General features: G+C 68.0%; 14 protein-coding genes. 4 read left to right on the top strand and 10 right to left on the bottom strand.

The features are described from left to right. Positions 1 to 20: 20 nt before the first annotated feature. From AC3WLF_RS25520 to AC3WLF_RS25490, 7 genes are all read right to left on the bottom strand, one after another. A complete protein-coding gene (locus tag AC3WLF_RS25520; protein ID WP_492356968.1) occupies positions 21 to 1,541 on the bottom strand; it encodes an aromatic/alkene/methane monooxygenase hydroxylase/oxygenase subunit alpha in 1,521 nt (506 codons plus the stop codon). Between the two features lie 35 nt (positions 1,542 to 1,576). Continuing rightward, on the bottom strand, positions 1,577 to 1,858 hold the full coding sequence (locus AC3WLF_RS25515) for an MmoB/DmpM family protein (protein ID WP_010810419.1): 282 nt from the start codon (positions 1,856 to 1,858) through the stop codon (positions 1,577 to 1,579). Positions 1,859 to 1,890: 32 nt separating this feature from the next. Continuing rightward, positions 1,891 to 2,886 carry an aromatic/alkene monooxygenase hydroxylase subunit beta gene (locus tag AC3WLF_RS25510; protein ID WP_492352011.1) on the bottom strand — a complete coding sequence of 332 codons (996 nt, stop codon included), beginning with the start codon at positions 2,884 to 2,886 and terminating at the stop codon, positions 1,891 to 1,893. Between the two features lie 50 nt (positions 2,887 to 2,936). Further along, complete coding sequence (locus tag AC3WLF_RS25505; protein ID WP_013952185.1) at positions 2,937 to 3,161, bottom strand: phenol hydroxylase subunit; 225 nt, start codon at positions 3,159 to 3,161, stop codon at positions 2,937 to 2,939. A 521-nt stretch (positions 3,162 to 3,682) separates the two neighbouring features. Then, positions 3,683 to 5,410 carry a phenol degradation transcriptional regulator PoxR gene (gene poxR, locus AC3WLF_RS25500; RefSeq protein ID WP_492320666.1) on the bottom strand — a complete coding sequence of 576 codons (1,728 nt, stop codon included), beginning with the start codon at positions 5,408 to 5,410 and terminating at the stop codon, positions 3,683 to 3,685. 143 nt (positions 5,411 to 5,553) lie between these two features. Further along, entirely contained in the window at positions 5,554 to 6,549 is a 996-nt protein-coding gene (locus AC3WLF_RS25495) for a tripartite tricarboxylate transporter substrate binding protein (protein ID WP_492320665.1), read from the bottom strand. Between the two features lie 62 nt (positions 6,550 to 6,611). Beyond that, positions 6,612 to 7,730, bottom strand: coding sequence for a muconate/chloromuconate family cycloisomerase (locus AC3WLF_RS25490; RefSeq protein ID WP_492320664.1), 1,119 nt, complete (start codon positions 7,728 to 7,730; stop codon positions 6,612 to 6,614). Positions 7,731 to 7,841: 111 nt separating this feature from the next. Here AC3WLF_RS25490 and AC3WLF_RS25485 point away from each other — a divergent pair, with 111 nt between their 5' ends. Next, positions 7,842 to 8,732 (top strand): LysR family transcriptional regulator, encoded by an 891-nt coding sequence (locus tag AC3WLF_RS25485; RefSeq protein WP_492320663.1) that lies wholly within the window; start codon positions 7,842 to 7,844, stop codon positions 8,730 to 8,732. Positions 8,733 to 8,739: 7 nt separating this feature from the next. Here AC3WLF_RS25485 and AC3WLF_RS25480 read toward each other — a convergent pair whose 3' ends face one another. Together AC3WLF_RS25480 and AC3WLF_RS25475 are read right to left on the bottom strand one after the other, a co-directional pair. Continuing rightward, complete coding sequence (locus tag AC3WLF_RS25480) at positions 8,740 to 9,498, bottom strand: enoyl-CoA hydratase/isomerase family protein (RefSeq protein ID WP_492320662.1); 759 nt, start codon at positions 9,496 to 9,498, stop codon at positions 8,740 to 8,742. A 76-nt stretch (positions 9,499 to 9,574) separates the two neighbouring features. Further along, on the bottom strand, positions 9,575 to 10,555 hold the full coding sequence (locus AC3WLF_RS25475; protein ID WP_492358995.1) for a quinone oxidoreductase family protein: 981 nt from the start codon (positions 10,553 to 10,555) through the stop codon (positions 9,575 to 9,577). A 241-nt stretch (positions 10,556 to 10,796) separates the two neighbouring features. On the opposite strand from AC3WLF_RS25475, the gene AC3WLF_RS25470 reads away from it, so the two are divergent. Both AC3WLF_RS25470 and AC3WLF_RS25465 read left to right on the top strand, forming a co-directional pair. Further along, positions 10,797 to 12,032 carry a CaiB/BaiF CoA transferase family protein gene (locus AC3WLF_RS25470; RefSeq protein WP_492320660.1) on the top strand — a complete coding sequence of 412 codons (1,236 nt, stop codon included), beginning with the start codon at positions 10,797 to 10,799 and terminating at the stop codon, positions 12,030 to 12,032. 55 nt (positions 12,033 to 12,087) lie between these two features. Then, entirely contained in the window at positions 12,088 to 13,065 is a 978-nt protein-coding gene (locus AC3WLF_RS25465) for a Bug family tripartite tricarboxylate transporter substrate binding protein (RefSeq protein WP_492320659.1), read from the top strand. Positions 13,066 to 13,090: 25 nt separating this feature from the next. Here AC3WLF_RS25465 and AC3WLF_RS25460 read toward each other — a convergent pair whose 3' ends face one another. Further along, positions 13,091 to 13,777, bottom strand: coding sequence for a GntR family transcriptional regulator (locus AC3WLF_RS25460; RefSeq protein WP_492320658.1), 687 nt, complete (start codon positions 13,775 to 13,777; stop codon positions 13,091 to 13,093). A 387-nt stretch (positions 13,778 to 14,164) separates the two neighbouring features. On the opposite strand from AC3WLF_RS25460, the gene AC3WLF_RS25455 reads away from it, so the two are divergent. Beyond that, complete coding sequence (locus tag AC3WLF_RS25455) at positions 14,165 to 14,374, top strand: hypothetical protein (RefSeq protein ID WP_492356967.1); 210 nt, start codon at positions 14,165 to 14,167, stop codon at positions 14,372 to 14,374. The last annotated feature ends 12 nt before the right edge of the window (positions 14,375 to 14,386 follow it).

Below are 14,386 nucleotides of genomic sequence, written 5' to 3'. Positions count from 1 at the left end.
GTCTTGTGATGGGGGCCGCTTCAGGCGGCGTCCGCGGCAGGCCCGATGCCCTTCCACGCGTTCCAGTTGCGCTGGTCCTGCGAGCCCTCGAAGTCCAGGTTGTCAGCGCCCGGGTCCAGCCGGTACCACTTGAGCACGTCCTCCAGCGTGGCGCCGCCGCAGTTGCCCTGGTAGATCTGGTGCACCGGCAGCCAGGCCTGCGCGTACTTGGCGGGCTCGTCGTCGAAGATGTCCTTGCAGCCGTCCGAGCAGAAGTGGAACTTCATGCCGTGGTAGGTGCTCTCGCGGTAGCAGGTCTGGGTCGGGTCGTCCGGCTCCGAGAACACCATCGGGATCTGGCAGGTCTGGCACAGCATCGGCAGCGTGGCGTTGTAGAAGCGGTCGCCGGCCTGCTGGCGCTCCTGCCAGTGGTCCAGGCGCGGCTTGTAGTAGCGCTCGAAGGTCTGCGGATACTTCTCGGCCAGCCATGCCATCTCGTCGGCCTTGGGCACCCAAGTGTGGAAGCCGGCCGCGCCCGCGTAGTTGTAGAAGGTGGCCCAGGCCTCGTGCGTGATGCGGTCCTTGGTCTGGGTGGCCACTTCGTGGTACTTGGGCATGCGCAGGCCGTAGCGCTCCAGGTCCTTGAACAGCGCCCCGCCCGCCTGCTCGAAGTACATCTCCCAGGCCTCGGCCCACGACATCACGCGCTTGGGCAGCATGTAGTCCATCATCATGCCGACCAGCGTGAGCAGGCGGAAACCGCGCCAGAACCACTTGTCCAGCCACTTCTGCAGGATCGGGATATTGCCGGGATCCTGCTCGCACAGGAACTTGACCACTTCCAAACCAAGCGTCATGTGGCGCGACTCGTCGGACTGCGCGGAGAAGCCGAAGGTCACCGTGGCCATGTCGCCGTTGTAGGCGGCGCCCGACATGAACGGCATGAACAGCAGGTTGGTCAGCACATACTCGAACGAGAACGAGATCGCGGTGATGAACTCGAACGGCCCCGCGCTCATCGCGTCCTCGAAGTAGGACTTGGGCACCGACAGGTACCAGACCCGGTCGTGCATGTGGCGCCATTCGCCAAAGCCGTGGAAGTACTTGTTGTAGACCGACAGCGTGTGCAGCTGGGTCTGGGCATGGCGCAGCTCGTCGACCGACTGCATCTGCGCCGCCACGCGCGCGCCGGCGCCGCGGAAATGCCGGCCCAGGTGCGCGTAGCCGCGGTGGGCGGCGTATTCCAGCGGCGTCACGCCGGTCAGGAACAGCCGCAGCGCGTTCAGGTAGCGCGGATCGGATACGTTCAGGTGGCCGTTGTTCTGCACGAACGAGTCGATGATCGCGTACAGCTTGCGCTCCTTCTCCGACTGGTATTTCCAGTAGGCATCCATGGTCATGCGGAACGGGTCTTCCCATTTGTCCCAGTCGTGGATGCGGATGCCCTCGTACTTGTCGAACGGGAAGACCTTGTCCATCGGCTCGTAGGTCGTTTCCCAGGCCAGGTCCCGCGTCATCGAGGCGTACTTCTCGCGCAGGTTGAGCTTCTTGCGTGCGTCCATGATGTCTCCGTGATGTTCTCTATGCCGCTGCCGGGTCAGGCGTTCCAGCGCAGCGTGAAGGCGTCTTCGTCCTCGTCGATGTTTCCGCACAGCGAGATCAGGTTCAGGTGGATCTCCTGCAGGTCCCAGTCGCGGCCGAGCTTGCCGGCCACCAGTTCGCGCACGATGGTCAGGTGGCCGGGGGCGTCGATCTTGACCATGGCGGGAAACTGCGACACCACCGCATGCGGGTTGGCTTCAGTGATGGCGTCGATGATGGGGCGGGTGTCGTCGTTGTTCTGCAGGGCGATGTAGACGTTGGCAGCGGTGGCTGACATGGCGTGTCTCCGTGGGGTTCGTTGTGGGCGGATCAGGCAGCCAGGCCGAGCTTGCCCAGGCGGACTTCGAACTGCTCGCGGCACAGCGCCACCATCTGCGCGCCGTCCTCGCCGGTGAGCGCATCGGCCACCGGCACCAGCGCCTGCGCCACCTCGGCGCAGGCGGCGCGCGCCCAGCCGGACAGCAGCACGCGGTTGGCGTCGGACTCGGCCGCTGCGGCCTGGATCACGGCATCGACCCAGCGTGCGTGCTCGTCGCGCCAGTCGTTCATGAATTCGGTCAGCACCGCCAGCCCGGTGCCGCAGGCGCGCGCGATCACCGCGTCGGCATGCTGGTAGACCAGCGGGTAGAGCAGCCCGTCGAGCACCAGGTTCTGGGCGACGAAGGTCTCGAACCAGTCCCCGGTGACAAAGGTGTGCTCGACAAAGCGGCGCAGCGGCTGCCACGCGGCGCTCTCCAACCAGGCCACCCTGGCACGCTCCAGCGCCACGCCGGTATTGCCGTCCAGCAGCATGCCGATGCGCGACAGGTATTGGGCGATACCCAGGCGGTCCATCGCGCAATAGGTGCAGGCCTGCGTGATGGCCGTGCCCCAGCCATAGTCGGCGCAGTAGAAGTTGTTCATGTTGGCGCCCCACTCCACATGGCGCAGCGGCAGCAGGCCGGTGGCCAGGCGTTCCTGCCATTCGGCCGGCAGCGCCTGCAGCAGCCCGCGCTTCTCGACGAAGGCAAAGCTCTTTTCGGTGGCATCCTGCTGGCGCCCGCGCGCGGTCACGTAGGCGCCGTAGTAGAACTGGCGCGGGTCCTTCAGCGCGTACCAGTCCTGCATCACGATCGCCGTGCGGCGCTTGTCATACAGCGCGAAGCCGGGGTCCCAGGTGGGGCGGTAGTGGAAGTTCACCTCCGACTGCACGTCGTAGGTCGCCTCCTGGTAGCGCGACGCCGGCTTGTCGCCGAAGCGGCGCGCGACATGGCCGTAGGTCTGGCGCAGCGGCTGGATCTGCTGGGTCTTGATATCGACTTGCATCGCTTGGTCTCCTGTATCCCTTCTCTCTTTGTGATGCGGTGGCTGCGGCGTCAGTCGTCGGCTTGCGGCTGCGGCGCGGCTTCCAGCGGGGGCAGGAAGCGCACGCGGTTGACGCAGCAGAAGGCTTCGAACATCGGCTCCGGCATGATCAGTTCGACGTTGAGCTCCGGGTCGGCCACGCTGAAGGCGAACTGCACAAACCCTTCGGGGGTGCGGCCCTCGACCCGCACATAGCGCGGCGTGGCTTCGAACAGGGGAACCGACGGGGTGTTCATGGCGCGCTCCTTTGCGTTGGCTGGACGCAGGCCTTACTGCGAAGACCGTGCCAGCGAGCGCGAAGCGTTGTGGGACAAGGGTTGCGGGGAATTGGCGATGACGAGCGTGCGCGTTAACCCGGAAAGGTCCGCGCGAAACCTGTCGATGAATTGATGAAGCTGTCCGCAAGCCTTGATCAAATGATCAAAAGCCGCGCCGGGCGGGCGTTTGCGGGCAGCGAGCCAATGCGGATGGGATTGCCCTGCGGCGCAGCAGCGTGCCTGGGCAAGCTGGGTGAGAAGACTTGATCTGGCAGGGAAAAATCGCTGGCGCGGTGCAGCATCGGGCAACTTCGGGCCGATGCGCGGCCGGGCGGGGCTGCATCAAATGATCAAGGGGGGAAATGCGAGGAGCCGGGAGAAGCGGAGGAGATGGGTGGCGCAGGGGATCGTGTGGACGCGCTTGATCTACGCGGGTGTGCTCCCTCTCCCGCTTGCGGGAGAGGGAGCACACCCTCAGCATTTGAAGCTTGAAAGCGGCCTCAGTTACCGTTGCCGTGCCCGTTGCCCCCACGCGTGCCGCGCATCTTCCACCGATACGCCAGCTGCGGCCGCGTAATGCCCAGCAACCGCGCCGCCTGGCTCATATTGCCGTCGGCCCGCTGCATGGCCGCCTCCATCAGCACGGTCTCGACGTCGCCCAGCGCCAGCTGCTGCTCTGACATCTGGTCCAGCAGCGCATGGACCGCGGCTTCGCGCAGGTCTGGCAAGGTGCCGCCCGCGCCCAGCCGCGGCGCGGTATCCACCACCGGTGCCACGGTGCCCGGCAGGAACAGGTGGTCGGCGGTGATCTGGCCGCCCTGGCTGGCCAGGATCACGCCGCGCTCGATCACGTTCTCCAGTTCGCGCACGTTGCCGGGCCAGTCATAGTGGCGCAGCTCGGCCAGCGCGCGGTCGGTGATGCCGACGATGCGCTTGCCGTGGCGCGCGCCGTAGCGGGCCACGAAGCGCTCGGCCAGCGGCCGGATATCGTCCAGGCGCTCGCGCAGCGGCGGGATCGTGACCGGGTAGACATTGAGGCGGTAGTACAGGTCCTTGCGGAAAGTGCCCTGCTTCACGGCTTCGGCCAGGTCGACATTGGTGGCGGCCACCAGCCGCACGTCCACCTTGCGCGTGCCGGTGCCGCCCACGCGCTCGACCTCGCCCTCCTGCAGCACGCGCAGCAGCTTGGACTGGGCCGAGGCCGAGAGTTCGCCCAGTTCGTCCAGGAACAGGGTGCCGCCATGCGCTCGCTCGAAGCGCCCGGGGCGCGACTGGCTGGCGCCGGTGAAGGCGCCCTTTTCCACGCCGAACAGCTCGGACTCGATCAGCTCATCGGGAATCGCCGCGCAGTTCACGGCAATGAAGGGCTTGTCGGCGCGCCCGCTCACGCTATGCAGCGCCTGCGCGAACCGCTCCTTGCCCACGCCGGTCTCGCCCAGCAGCAGCACCGTCACGTTGCTGGCCGCGGCGCGTTGCAGCAGGCTCCAGGCGGCGCGAAAGCCTGGCGAGGTGCCAACCAGGTCGGCCGGCGTGGCCGGGGTGCCCTGCAGCGCGCGCAGGTGCTCGACCTCGCTCTGCAAGGCGATGATGGTTTCGATCACGGGATCGGGCTGGTACAGCGCCAGCGCCTGCGCGCCGTCTTCCCAGGCTTCCACCGGCTTGCCGATGATGCGGCAGTGCGCGTGCCCGCAGGCGATGCACTCGACCTCGCGATACAGGATGGTGCGCCCCATCAGCGCCGAGGTGTAGCCGGTGGCGTAGCCGATCTGCATCCAGCAGGCAGGCTCGTCGACGATGCCGAACAGCTGGCGGTGGACGTCGCCCTCGAAGGAGTCTTCCCACAGGAATTCGCCATCGTAGATGCCGGCGGCGATGTCGATGTCGACCTTGACCGGCGTGACCCGCACCACCCCCTCGATGGTATGCAGGCAGGGCCCGATCTCCAGCTGGCCAAAGTCGCTGTGGCCTGCGCGCAGCTTGCGCGCGACCTCAGCGTCGCGCATGCCCGAATGGAAGCCCATGCGCATGAACAGGCCGCGCGCCCGCTCCATGCCCAGGGTGTCCACCAGTTCCTTGCGCAGCGCGCCCAGGGCGGCGGTATGGATCAGGATCATGCGCTGCTCGTCCAGCCAGATCGCACCCTCCTCCATGGCGAAGCGCAGGCGGCGGGCAAGATCGGCCAGGCCATCGCGCATGGTGGCCGAGAACTTGTCGGTTGAACTGCTCATTGTCTCCCCTCAGTGCCGGCGGGTGATCCGCTCGAGTGTGCCTTTCGGCTGGCAGCTTATGCACATTATGTGCCAAGGGAAACGGGGGTGGGCAATGACATTGCCCGGGGACTACCCCAACCGGCCGCGCTGGGCCGGGCCGTTCAATCCGCCCGGATACCCCGCTGGCGGATCAGCACACCCCACTTATCGGTTTCCTTCGCCAGGTGCTCGCGCAGCACCGCCGGTGAACTGCCGATCGGCTCGGCGCCGATCAGCGCCAGCCGCTTCTGCACGGCCGGCTTCCCCAAAGCCTCGAGCATGGCGCGGTTGAGCGCGTCGATGACCGGCTGCGGCGTCTTCGCCGGCACGAAGGCGGCAAACCACGGCGACAGCTCATAGCCCGGCAGGCCGGCTTCCGCTACCGTCGGCACGTTGGGCAGCGCACTGGAGCGCTTGCTGGTGGTGACCGCGATCGCCGTCAGCTTGCCCGATTCGATATGCGGCCTGGCCGAGGTGATGCTGTCGAACATGTAGTCGACCTGGCCGCCCAGCAGATCCGTCATGGCCGGGCCGCTGCCCTTGTAGGGGATATGCAGCATGTCGACGCCGGCCATCGAGGTGAACAGCTCGCCCGCCAGGTGGATCGAGGTGCCGTTGCCGGCGGAGGCATAGGTGTACTTGCCCGGCGCCGCCTTGGCGTGCGCCACCACATCCTTGACGGTGCTTTCCTGGCGCCGCGCCTTGCTGGCCACCAGCACGTTGGGCACCACCGCCAGCAGCGACACCGGCGCGAAGTCCTTGACCGGGTCGTAGCTCAGCCGGCCGTACAGCGCCGGGTTCACGGCCATGCCGTTGGCGACGATGATCAGCGTGTAGCCGTCGGCGGGCGCGCGCGCCACCAGTTCGGCGCCGATATTGCCGCCGGCGCCCGGCCGGTTCTCGACCACGATGGCCTGGCCCAGCGTGCGCGACATGTCTTCGCCCAGCGTGCGGGCGATGTTGTCCATGGCACCGCCCGCGGGGAACGGCACGATCCAGCGGATCGGATGGTCGGGATAGGCCGCGTGCGCGGCCGGCGCTGCGAACGACAGGCCGGCAGCCAGTGCCAGCGCCCCTGCGCGGCTGGTGCTTGCCAGCCGCTGGAATAACGTCTTCATTGGTCTCCTCACTTGATGCGTGCAGGCACCGGTGTGCCATGCGGGGGGCGCGGCCTGCCAGTTCAGCCGCGCCGGTAGTGCGCCAGCTTGTCTTCGTCCAGCGCCAGCCCCAGGCCGGGGCCTTCAGGCAGGTGCAGGCTGAAGTCGCGGTACTCGGGGCGCTGCTGCACGATATCGTCCTTGAGCAGCAGCGGTCCGAACAGCTCAGTGCCCCAGGCCAGATGCGGCAGCGTGCAGAAGCCATGCGCCGCGGCGATGGTGCCGACGCTGCCCTCCAGCATGGTGCCGCCGTACAGCGCGATGCCGGCGGCGTCGCCCACCGCGGCGGTGCGCAGCATGCCGAAGATGCCGCCGGCCTTGGCGATCTTCAGCGCGAACACGTCGGCGCCGCCGATGCGCGCCAGCTCCATCGCGTCTTCCGGGCCGCACACCGCTTCATCGGCCATGATCGGCACCACGAAGCGCGCTGCCAGACGCGCCAGCGCCATGCGCTGCTCACGCGGAGTCGGCTGCTCGATCAGGTCGATGCCGGCGGCTTCCAGCATGGCGATGCCGGTGGCGGCGTCGGCCTCGTTCCAGGCCTGGTTGACGTCGACGGTGACGCGCGCCCGCTCGCCCAGCGCGCGCTTGATCGCGGCCACGTGGGCCACGTCGTCGCGCACGCTGCGCCGGCCGATCTTCAGCTTGAAGGTATGGTGGCGGCGCTCGGCCAGCAGTTGCTCGGCCTCCGCGATGTCGCGGGCGGTGTCGCCGCTGGCAAGCGTCCACAGCACCGGCAGGGTCGAGCGCACCGCGCCCCCCAGCAGCGTGGCCAGCGGCACGCCCAGGCGCTTGCCCTGCGCATCCAGCAAGGCGGTCTCCAGCGCTGACTTGGCGAAGCGGTTGCCGCGCGCGACCTTGCCCAGGCGCGCCATCGCGCCATGCACGTTGGTGGCATCCTGGCCGGCCAGCGCAGGGGCCAGGTAGGTGTCGATGGTCAGCTTGATGCCTTCCGGGCTTTCGTCGCCATAGGACAGGCCGCCGATGGTGGTGGCCTCGCCGATGCCCTCCACGCCGTCGCTGCAGCGCAGCCGCACGATCACCAGGGTCTGCTGCTGCATGGTGGCCATGGCCAGCTGGTGTGCCCGGATGGTGGGCAGGTCCACCAGGATGGCCTCCACCGAAGTGATAGTCGTGGTCATACCTTGTCGATGCAAATGGATATTGGGGCCAAGTATGCGGCTTGACTTTGCCTGCGTCCAAGACCGATGATGTCTCGATCGATACCTTGCAGGTATGGAAACAGGACAGCAATGGAACTCCGGCACCTGCGTTATTTCCAGGTCGTGGCCCAGGAACTGAACGTCACCCGCGCCGCCGAGCGGCTGCATATGGCACAGCCGCCGCTGTCGCGCCAGATCCGCCAGCTGGAAGATGAAGTGGGCGTGGCGCTGTTCGACCGCGTCGGCCGCGGGCTGCGCCTGACCGAAGCGGGCCGCTTCCTGCTGGAGCAGACCACGCAGCTGACGCAGCGGCTGGAAGAGACCATCGAAGGCACGCGCCGCATCGGGCGGCAGGACAAGCGCTGGTTCGGCATCGGCTTCGTGCCGTCAGTGCTGTATGGCGTGCTGCCGGAACTGATCCGCGAGCTGCGCGAATCAGACCGGCACGACCAGCAGGTAGAGGTGGGACTGGCCGAGATGATCACCGTCGAGCAGATCGAGGCGCTCAAGGCCGGCCGCATCGACCTGGGCTTTGGGCGCATCGCGCTGAACGACCCCGCCATCCGCCAGCAGGTGGTGATGGCCGAACCCCTGGTGGCCGCGCTGCCGGCACGCCTGCCCGCGCCGCGCCGCAAGGCGCTGACGCCACAGGCGCTGGCGGCGCAGCCGTTCATTCTTTACCCGGCCCGGCCGCGGCCCAGCTATGCCGACCACCTGCTGTCGCTGTTCCGCGCGCAGGGCCTGCAGTTGCGTGTGGCGCAGGAGGCCAACGAGCTGCAGACCGCGCTGGGGCTGGTGGCGGCCGGCATCGGCATCACCCTGGTGCCGGCATCGATCCAGCGCCTGCATCGCGACGACGTGCGCTACTGCCCGATCGACGCGCCGGGCTTCGTCTCGCCGGTGATCATGAGCTATCGCGAAGGCGACACGTCACCGTTCCTGGCGCGGGCGGTGGAATGGGTGATGCGGCAGGCGCAGTAGGCCTACATCAGGTGCCGGTGAACTGCGGCTTGCGCTTTTCCTTCCAGGCCAGCGCGCCTTCGCGGATGTCCTGCGACTGCGTGGCCCGGCTGATGTCGGCGGCCAGCGCCTCGGCATCCAGCGCGCCGCGCCCGATCGCGTTCAGGTGCCGCTTCATGCCTTGCACCGCCAGCGGCGCCAGCCCGGCCACGGTGTCGCTGAGCTGGTCGGCGCGCTCGCGCAGGCGCTCCGCCGGCAGCAGCTCGGTCAGGAAACCGCGGCGGAACATCTCGTCGGCGTCGATGCGCTCGGCGGTCAGGAACAGGTGCTTGGCGTGGTTCAGGCCCAGCCGGCTGATATAGCGCTCCATGCCGCGCTGGTAGAAATGCAGCCCCAGCCGCGCCGCGGGCATGAACATGTCCGCCGCGGCGGTGCCGAGCCGGAAATCGCACGCCAGCGCCAGGTCCGTGCCGCCGCCGTAGACGCCGCCGTGGATCTCGGCAATGGTCACCGCACGGCAGTCTTCCACCGCGTTGACCAGGGTCTCGAAGCCGGCGCCGCGCTGCCCGGCCGCGAGCCTGCCGATATCGAAGCCGCTGCAGAAGTACTTGCCGGCGCCGCGCAGGCGCAGCACGCGCACGTCGCTGTCGTTCACGGCATCGACATGCCGTTGCAGCTCGGCCAGGTCATCCGGCCCGAGGCGGTTGGCCACCGCCGGGCGGCGCAGCGTGATCGTGGCGACATGACCGGCAATGTCGAGCGAAGGAAGGGAACCATCAGTGTGCATCGGGAATACTCCAGGTAAGGATCATTGGGCACCGGCCTGCGGGGCGCGACGGCGATTCGCCTCGCGCTCGCCGGGTTCAGGGAATCAGCACGGCCGAGCCCGTGGTGGCCCGGCCCTCCAGGTCGCGGTGCGCGTCGCGCACGGCGGCCAGCGGGTAACGGTGGTTGACCTCCAGCCGCAGCTGCCCGGCAGCGACCGCGGCGAACAGTGTGGCCGCGGCATTGGCCAGCGCCTGCGGGCTCGCAATGTAGGTGCGCAGCGTGGGCCGCGACACGATCAGCGAGCGCGCGTGCAGCAGCTGCAGGTCGAAGGCCTCCACGTCGCCCGACGCGGTGCCGTAGTTGATCGCCATGCCGCACGGCCGCAGGCATTGCAGCGACGGCACGAACACGTTCTTGCCGACGGCGTCGTAGACCACCGCCACGCCCTCGCCGCCGGTCAGCGCCTGCACTTCGGCCACGAAGTCCGCCTCGCGGTAATTGATGACATGGTGGCAGCCATGTGCCAGCGCCACCGCGCGCTTGGCCTCGCTGCCCACGGTGCCGATCACGATCGCGCCGAGCGCGCGCGCCCACTGCGACAGCAGCACGCCCATGCCCCCGGCCGCCGCGTGCACCAGCACGGCGTCGCCCGGCTGCACTGCGTAGAGCCGGCGCAGCAGGTACTCGGCAGTCAGCCCGCGCAGCAGCGTGGCGCCGGCCACCTCTTCCGGGATTGCGTGCGGCAAAGGCACGACCCGGCCCGCTGGCACGTTGCGCGTCACCTGGTAGGCGCCGGGATGCATGCAGGCGACGCGCTGGCCAACCTCGAACCCTTCTACGCCAGGACCGACCGCGGTCACCCTGCCGGCGCCAACCGAGCCCAGCGTGACCGGGAACGGCGCCGCGGTGTGCGGGCCATGCGCGCCCTTGCGCTGGTAGATGTCCGCGAAATTCAGGCCGATGGCCGACTGGCGCAGCTGCAGTTCGCCAGGACCGGGCGGCGGTACGGTGACCTGGCAGGACTCCAGCACCTCAGGTCCGCCCACCCTGTTAATACAGACGGTATCTGTCAGCATACAAATCCTCAAATTCGGGCGTCGGTCGGACACAGGGTGATTGGACCCGGCCGCCTGGCCGCCGATCGCGCTATTCCATATGACTCGAATGGCATTTCCATGGGATCCAGGTGACGCAAATCCGCATGAATGCCCTCGCAGCCTACGCCTTCCCGCAGCACTCCGCATCGTGGAAACTCCGTATACGTATTTTTATGATTTTTATTTGTATACTTGCACAATCCATCGCCAAGGAACTGCCATGACGTCTTTGCCTCCCGGCACTGAAGCCGCCGGGCCTCACGCCCCCCCCGCGGACCTGCCGCTGTCCGGCATCACCGTGCTGGACCTGTCCATCGCCCGCGCCGGCCCGGCGGCGGTGCGCCTGCTGTCGGACTGGGGCGCCGACGTGATCCGCGTGGAGCCGCCCCCGCCGCAGGACCGCGGTTCCGTCACCGGGCGGCGGCGCGGCTCGGACGAGCAGAACCTGCATCGCAACAAGCGCAGCCTGTGCCTGGACCTGAAGACGCCGCAGGGCGCCGAGGTGCTGGCGCGCCTGGTGCGCCGGTCGGACGTGGTGGTGGAGAACTTCCGCTCGGTGGTCAAGGAACGGCTGGGGCTGAGCTATGAGCGCCTGAGCGCGATCAATCCGCGCGTGATCCTGGCCAGCATCTCGGGCTTCGGCCAGGACGGGCCCTATTGCGAGCGCCCGGGACTGGACCAGATCGTGCAGGGCATGTCGGGGCTGAGTTCGGTCACCGGCGAGCCCGGCAAAGGCCCGCTGCGCGTGGGCATTGCCATCTCCGACACCACCGCGGGCATGTTCCTGGGCCAGGGCATCCTGCTGGCGCTGCTGCACCGCGCGCGCACCGGCCGCGGCCAATGGGTCCATACCTCGCTGATCGAGGGCATGCTCAACAAGCTGGACTTCCAGGCCACGCGCTACACCGTCGACGGCGAAGTGCCGAGCCAGCAGGGCAATGCGCACCCGACGCTGGTGCCGATGGGCACCTACCGCTGCCGCGACGGCGTGGTCAATATCGCCGCCAGCACTGACCGCATGTGGGCCAACTTCTGCCGCACCGTCGAGGCCGTCTGGCTGCTGGAAGACCCCGCGTTCCAGACCGCCGCGGGCCGTGCCGCCGACCGCCACCGGCTGGACCAGGCCATCAACCAGTGCACCGCTGCTTTCACCGCGGCCGAACTGACTTCGCGCCTGAATGCCGCCGGCGTGCCGTGCGGGCCGGTGTTCGATATCGGCCAGGCCTTCGAGGATGCGCAGGTGCGCCACCTGCGCATGACCCGGCCCGCCGAGCACCCGGCGCTGGGGCCACTGGAACTGCTGCGTTCGCCGATCAACCTGTCGGCCGCGCCGCACCCCGAGCGCTTTGCCCGCGCCGCACCCGATCCCGGCGAGCACACCGACGAGATCCTGCGCGGGCTTGGCTATGACGAAGCCGGCGTCGCGGCCCTGCGCGAAGCCAAGGTGGCGTCATGAGCGCCAGCGGCCAGGACACGCGATAGCGACAACGAGAACACAAAAGGAGACAGCAATGAAACACACCCTCGGGCGCGCCGCGATCGGCACCGCTCTTGCCACCCTGGCTGCGTTGCCCGGCATGGCCGCTGCGCAGGACTACCCGACCCGGCCGATCCGGCTGCTGGTGGGCTACACGCCGGCGGGCGCGGCCGACTATGTCGCGCGCGTGTTCGGCGAGGCCTTGTCGAAGGAGCTTGGCCAGACCGTGCTGGTGGACAACAAGCCCGGCGCCGGCAGCACGCTGGCTTCCGCGGCACTGGCGCAGGCGGCCCCCGACGGCTACACCCTGGGCCTGGCCACGGCCACGCTGTATGGCATCGACCAGCAGCTCTACAAGGCCCGCTACAAGGCGACCGACTTCACCCCGGTGACGCGGCTGACCGTGTCGCCGCTGATCCTGGCCGTCAACAAGAACCTGAACGTCAACGACGTCAAGACCCTGGTGGCCAAGGCGCGCGCGCAGCCGGGCAAGTTCAACTACTCGTCGTCCGGCATCGGCGGCTCGCCGCATATCGCCGGGCTGCAGTTCGAGAAGGCCACCGGAGTCAAGATGACGCACGTGCCCTACAAGGGCGGCGCACCGTCGCTGCAGGCCGTTGCCGCGGGCGAGGTGGAGTTGTCGTTTGGCACGGCGGCGTCGGTGTTGCCGATGGGCACGCAGGGTGTGGTGAAAATGATCGGCGTGACCACGCCCAAGCCATCGGCGGTCGCGCCAGGCCTGCCGGCGCTGGCGGAGATGGGGTTGCCGGGCTTTGATTTCACCTTCTGGTTCGGGCTGTACGGGCCGGCCGGGCTGCCCGACGGCATCCGCGACAAGCTCTTTGCCGCCACCGCCAAGGTGATGGCTGATCCGCAGCTGCGCGCGAAGCTCGCTTCCAATGGCAGCGAGGTCTCCACCTCGGCGTCGCCAGCGGAGTTCGGCAAATGGGCCGCGGCTGACGGCAAGTCGGCCGTGACGCGGATCGAGCAGGCCGGCGTCAAGCTGGACTGAGCCTGCCTGCCCCCGCGGTCATTGACTAGCGCCGGCCGCGCTTGCCGCCGGCCTCGTCGCCGGGCATGGAAGCGATCATGTCCGCGTAGACGTCGCCCCCGGTGGCGATATGCCGGACCATCGCGGCCGCGGCATCGTCCTCGTTGCCGCGCACGATGGCGCTCATCACCGCCTCATGCTCGGCCAGCGAGGCCAGGATGCGGGCGGGCTTCTCGAAGCGCAGGTCGCGCATGCCGCGCATGCGCGCGCGCATGGTGCGGATCTGCCGCGACAGGATGTCATTGCAGCAGGCCGCGTAGATGACGTCATGGAAGGCATCGTTGGCTTCGCGGTAGCGGTCGGAATCGGCACGCTCCGCGGCCGCGCGGCAGTCTTCGAACGCGGCCTGCATCGCCGTGCGCTGAGCCGCCGAGATACGGCGCGCCGCCAGCCGCGCCGCCAGCGCCTCCAACTGCACCAGGATCTCGTTCATCGCCGCGTACTCGCGCAGGGTGATCGACGATACGATCGCGCCCTGGCGCGGGACCAGGTCCACCAGGCCGGCCGACTCAAGCTGGATCAGGGCCTCACGCACCGGCGTGCGGGACACGCCGAAGCGCGCCAGCAGTTGCTGCTCTTCCAGCTGGGTGCCGCTGGGAAGCTTTCCAGAAAGAATCTCCTGCTCGATCGCGGCGCGGATGGTTTCGGACAGGCTCTTCTTTTCTTCAGACATGGACTGCGGCGGCGTGCGGAGGACGGGGATGGCGTGATTCTACCCTGCCCTGCGTATTCATTGATGCCTGTTGTGTGCACACGATGTGGCCTCACGGCACGCCAGCTTGACTAAGAGTGGGCGGGGCCAGCCAGCAATGGCAACTCTGCCAGTGCGACACTTTTGGTTACAAAACCAAATCGCCAAATATGTTTGATGTCAAACATCTGACATTTGACCAATCAACAATCGCCCGCTGTCGCGACAAGCCAAGGCCAACCGCACCCGAACCGGCCAGTTCCCCGCACTTGTCGTCCGCGCTGCGGAAGTCCATGCGCCTGCATCTGATGTCGGCGCATGGGCTCGGCAATCGTTATCCCCCTCAACGACTACAAGGCAATGCACCAAATGAGACCCTCATTGCTGTTGCGTCCCACCCGCCCATGGCTGGCGGCCGGCACCATCACCCTCGCACTGATGCTTGCCGCCTGCGGCGGCGACGACTCGCCGGGCGCGAGCGGCGGCACCCTGCAGCCCACCGCCGCCAACGGCAACCAACCGGAAAACGCCGGCAAACCTGACCAGCCCGGCGCCTGCTCCACGCGTTGCGCCCCGTGAAGCGGGCCCCTT

It is taken from the genome of Cupriavidus sp. FW306-01-F10A, from assembly GCF_058782785.1.
This window is presented reverse-complemented; position numbering and strand designations above follow the sequence as displayed.

Excerpts from the sequence above, each read along its gene's own strand:
- AC3WLF_RS25520 (WP_492356968.1), bottom strand. The coding sequence starts at position 1,541 with ATGGACGCACGCAAGAAGCTCAACCTGCGCGAGAAGTACGCCTCGATG.
- AC3WLF_RS25515 (WP_010810419.1), bottom strand. The coding sequence starts at position 1,858 with ATGTCAGCCACCGCTGCCAACGTCTACATCGCCCTGCAGAACAACGAC.
- AC3WLF_RS25510 (WP_492352011.1), bottom strand. The coding sequence starts at position 2,886 with ATGCAAGTCGATATCAAGACCCAGCAGATCCAGCCGCTGCGCCAGACC.
- AC3WLF_RS25505 (WP_013952185.1), bottom strand. The coding sequence starts at position 3,161 with ATGAACACCCCGTCGGTTCCCCTGTTCGAAGCCACGCCGCGCTATGTG.
- poxR (WP_492320666.1), bottom strand. The coding sequence starts at position 5,410 with ATGAGCAGTTCAACCGACAAGTTCTCGGCCACCATGCGCGATGGCCTG.
- AC3WLF_RS25495 (WP_492320665.1), bottom strand. The coding sequence starts at position 6,549 with ATGAAGACGTTATTCCAGCGGCTGGCAAGCACCAGCCGCGCAGGGGCG.
- AC3WLF_RS25490 (WP_492320664.1), bottom strand. The coding sequence starts at position 7,730 with ATGACCACGACTATCACTTCGGTGGAGGCCATCCTGGTGGACCTGCCC.
- AC3WLF_RS25485 (WP_492320663.1), top strand. The coding sequence starts at position 7,842 with ATGGAACTCCGGCACCTGCGTTATTTCCAGGTCGTGGCCCAGGAACTG.
- AC3WLF_RS25480 (WP_492320662.1), bottom strand. The coding sequence starts at position 9,498 with ATGCACACTGATGGTTCCCTTCCTTCGCTCGACATTGCCGGTCATGTC.
- AC3WLF_RS25475 (WP_492358995.1), bottom strand. The coding sequence starts at position 10,555 with ATGCTGACAGATACCGTCTGTATTAACAGGGTGGGCGGACCTGAGGTG.
- AC3WLF_RS25470 (WP_492320660.1), top strand. The coding sequence starts at position 10,797 with ATGACGTCTTTGCCTCCCGGCACTGAAGCCGCCGGGCCTCACGCCCCC.
- AC3WLF_RS25465 (WP_492320659.1), top strand. The coding sequence starts at position 12,088 with ATGAAACACACCCTCGGGCGCGCCGCGATCGGCACCGCTCTTGCCACC.
- AC3WLF_RS25460 (WP_492320658.1), bottom strand. The coding sequence starts at position 13,777 with ATGTCTGAAGAAAAGAAGAGCCTGTCCGAAACCATCCGCGCCGCGATC.
- AC3WLF_RS25455 (WP_492356967.1), top strand. The coding sequence starts at position 14,165 with ATGAGACCCTCATTGCTGTTGCGTCCCACCCGCCCATGGCTGGCGGCC.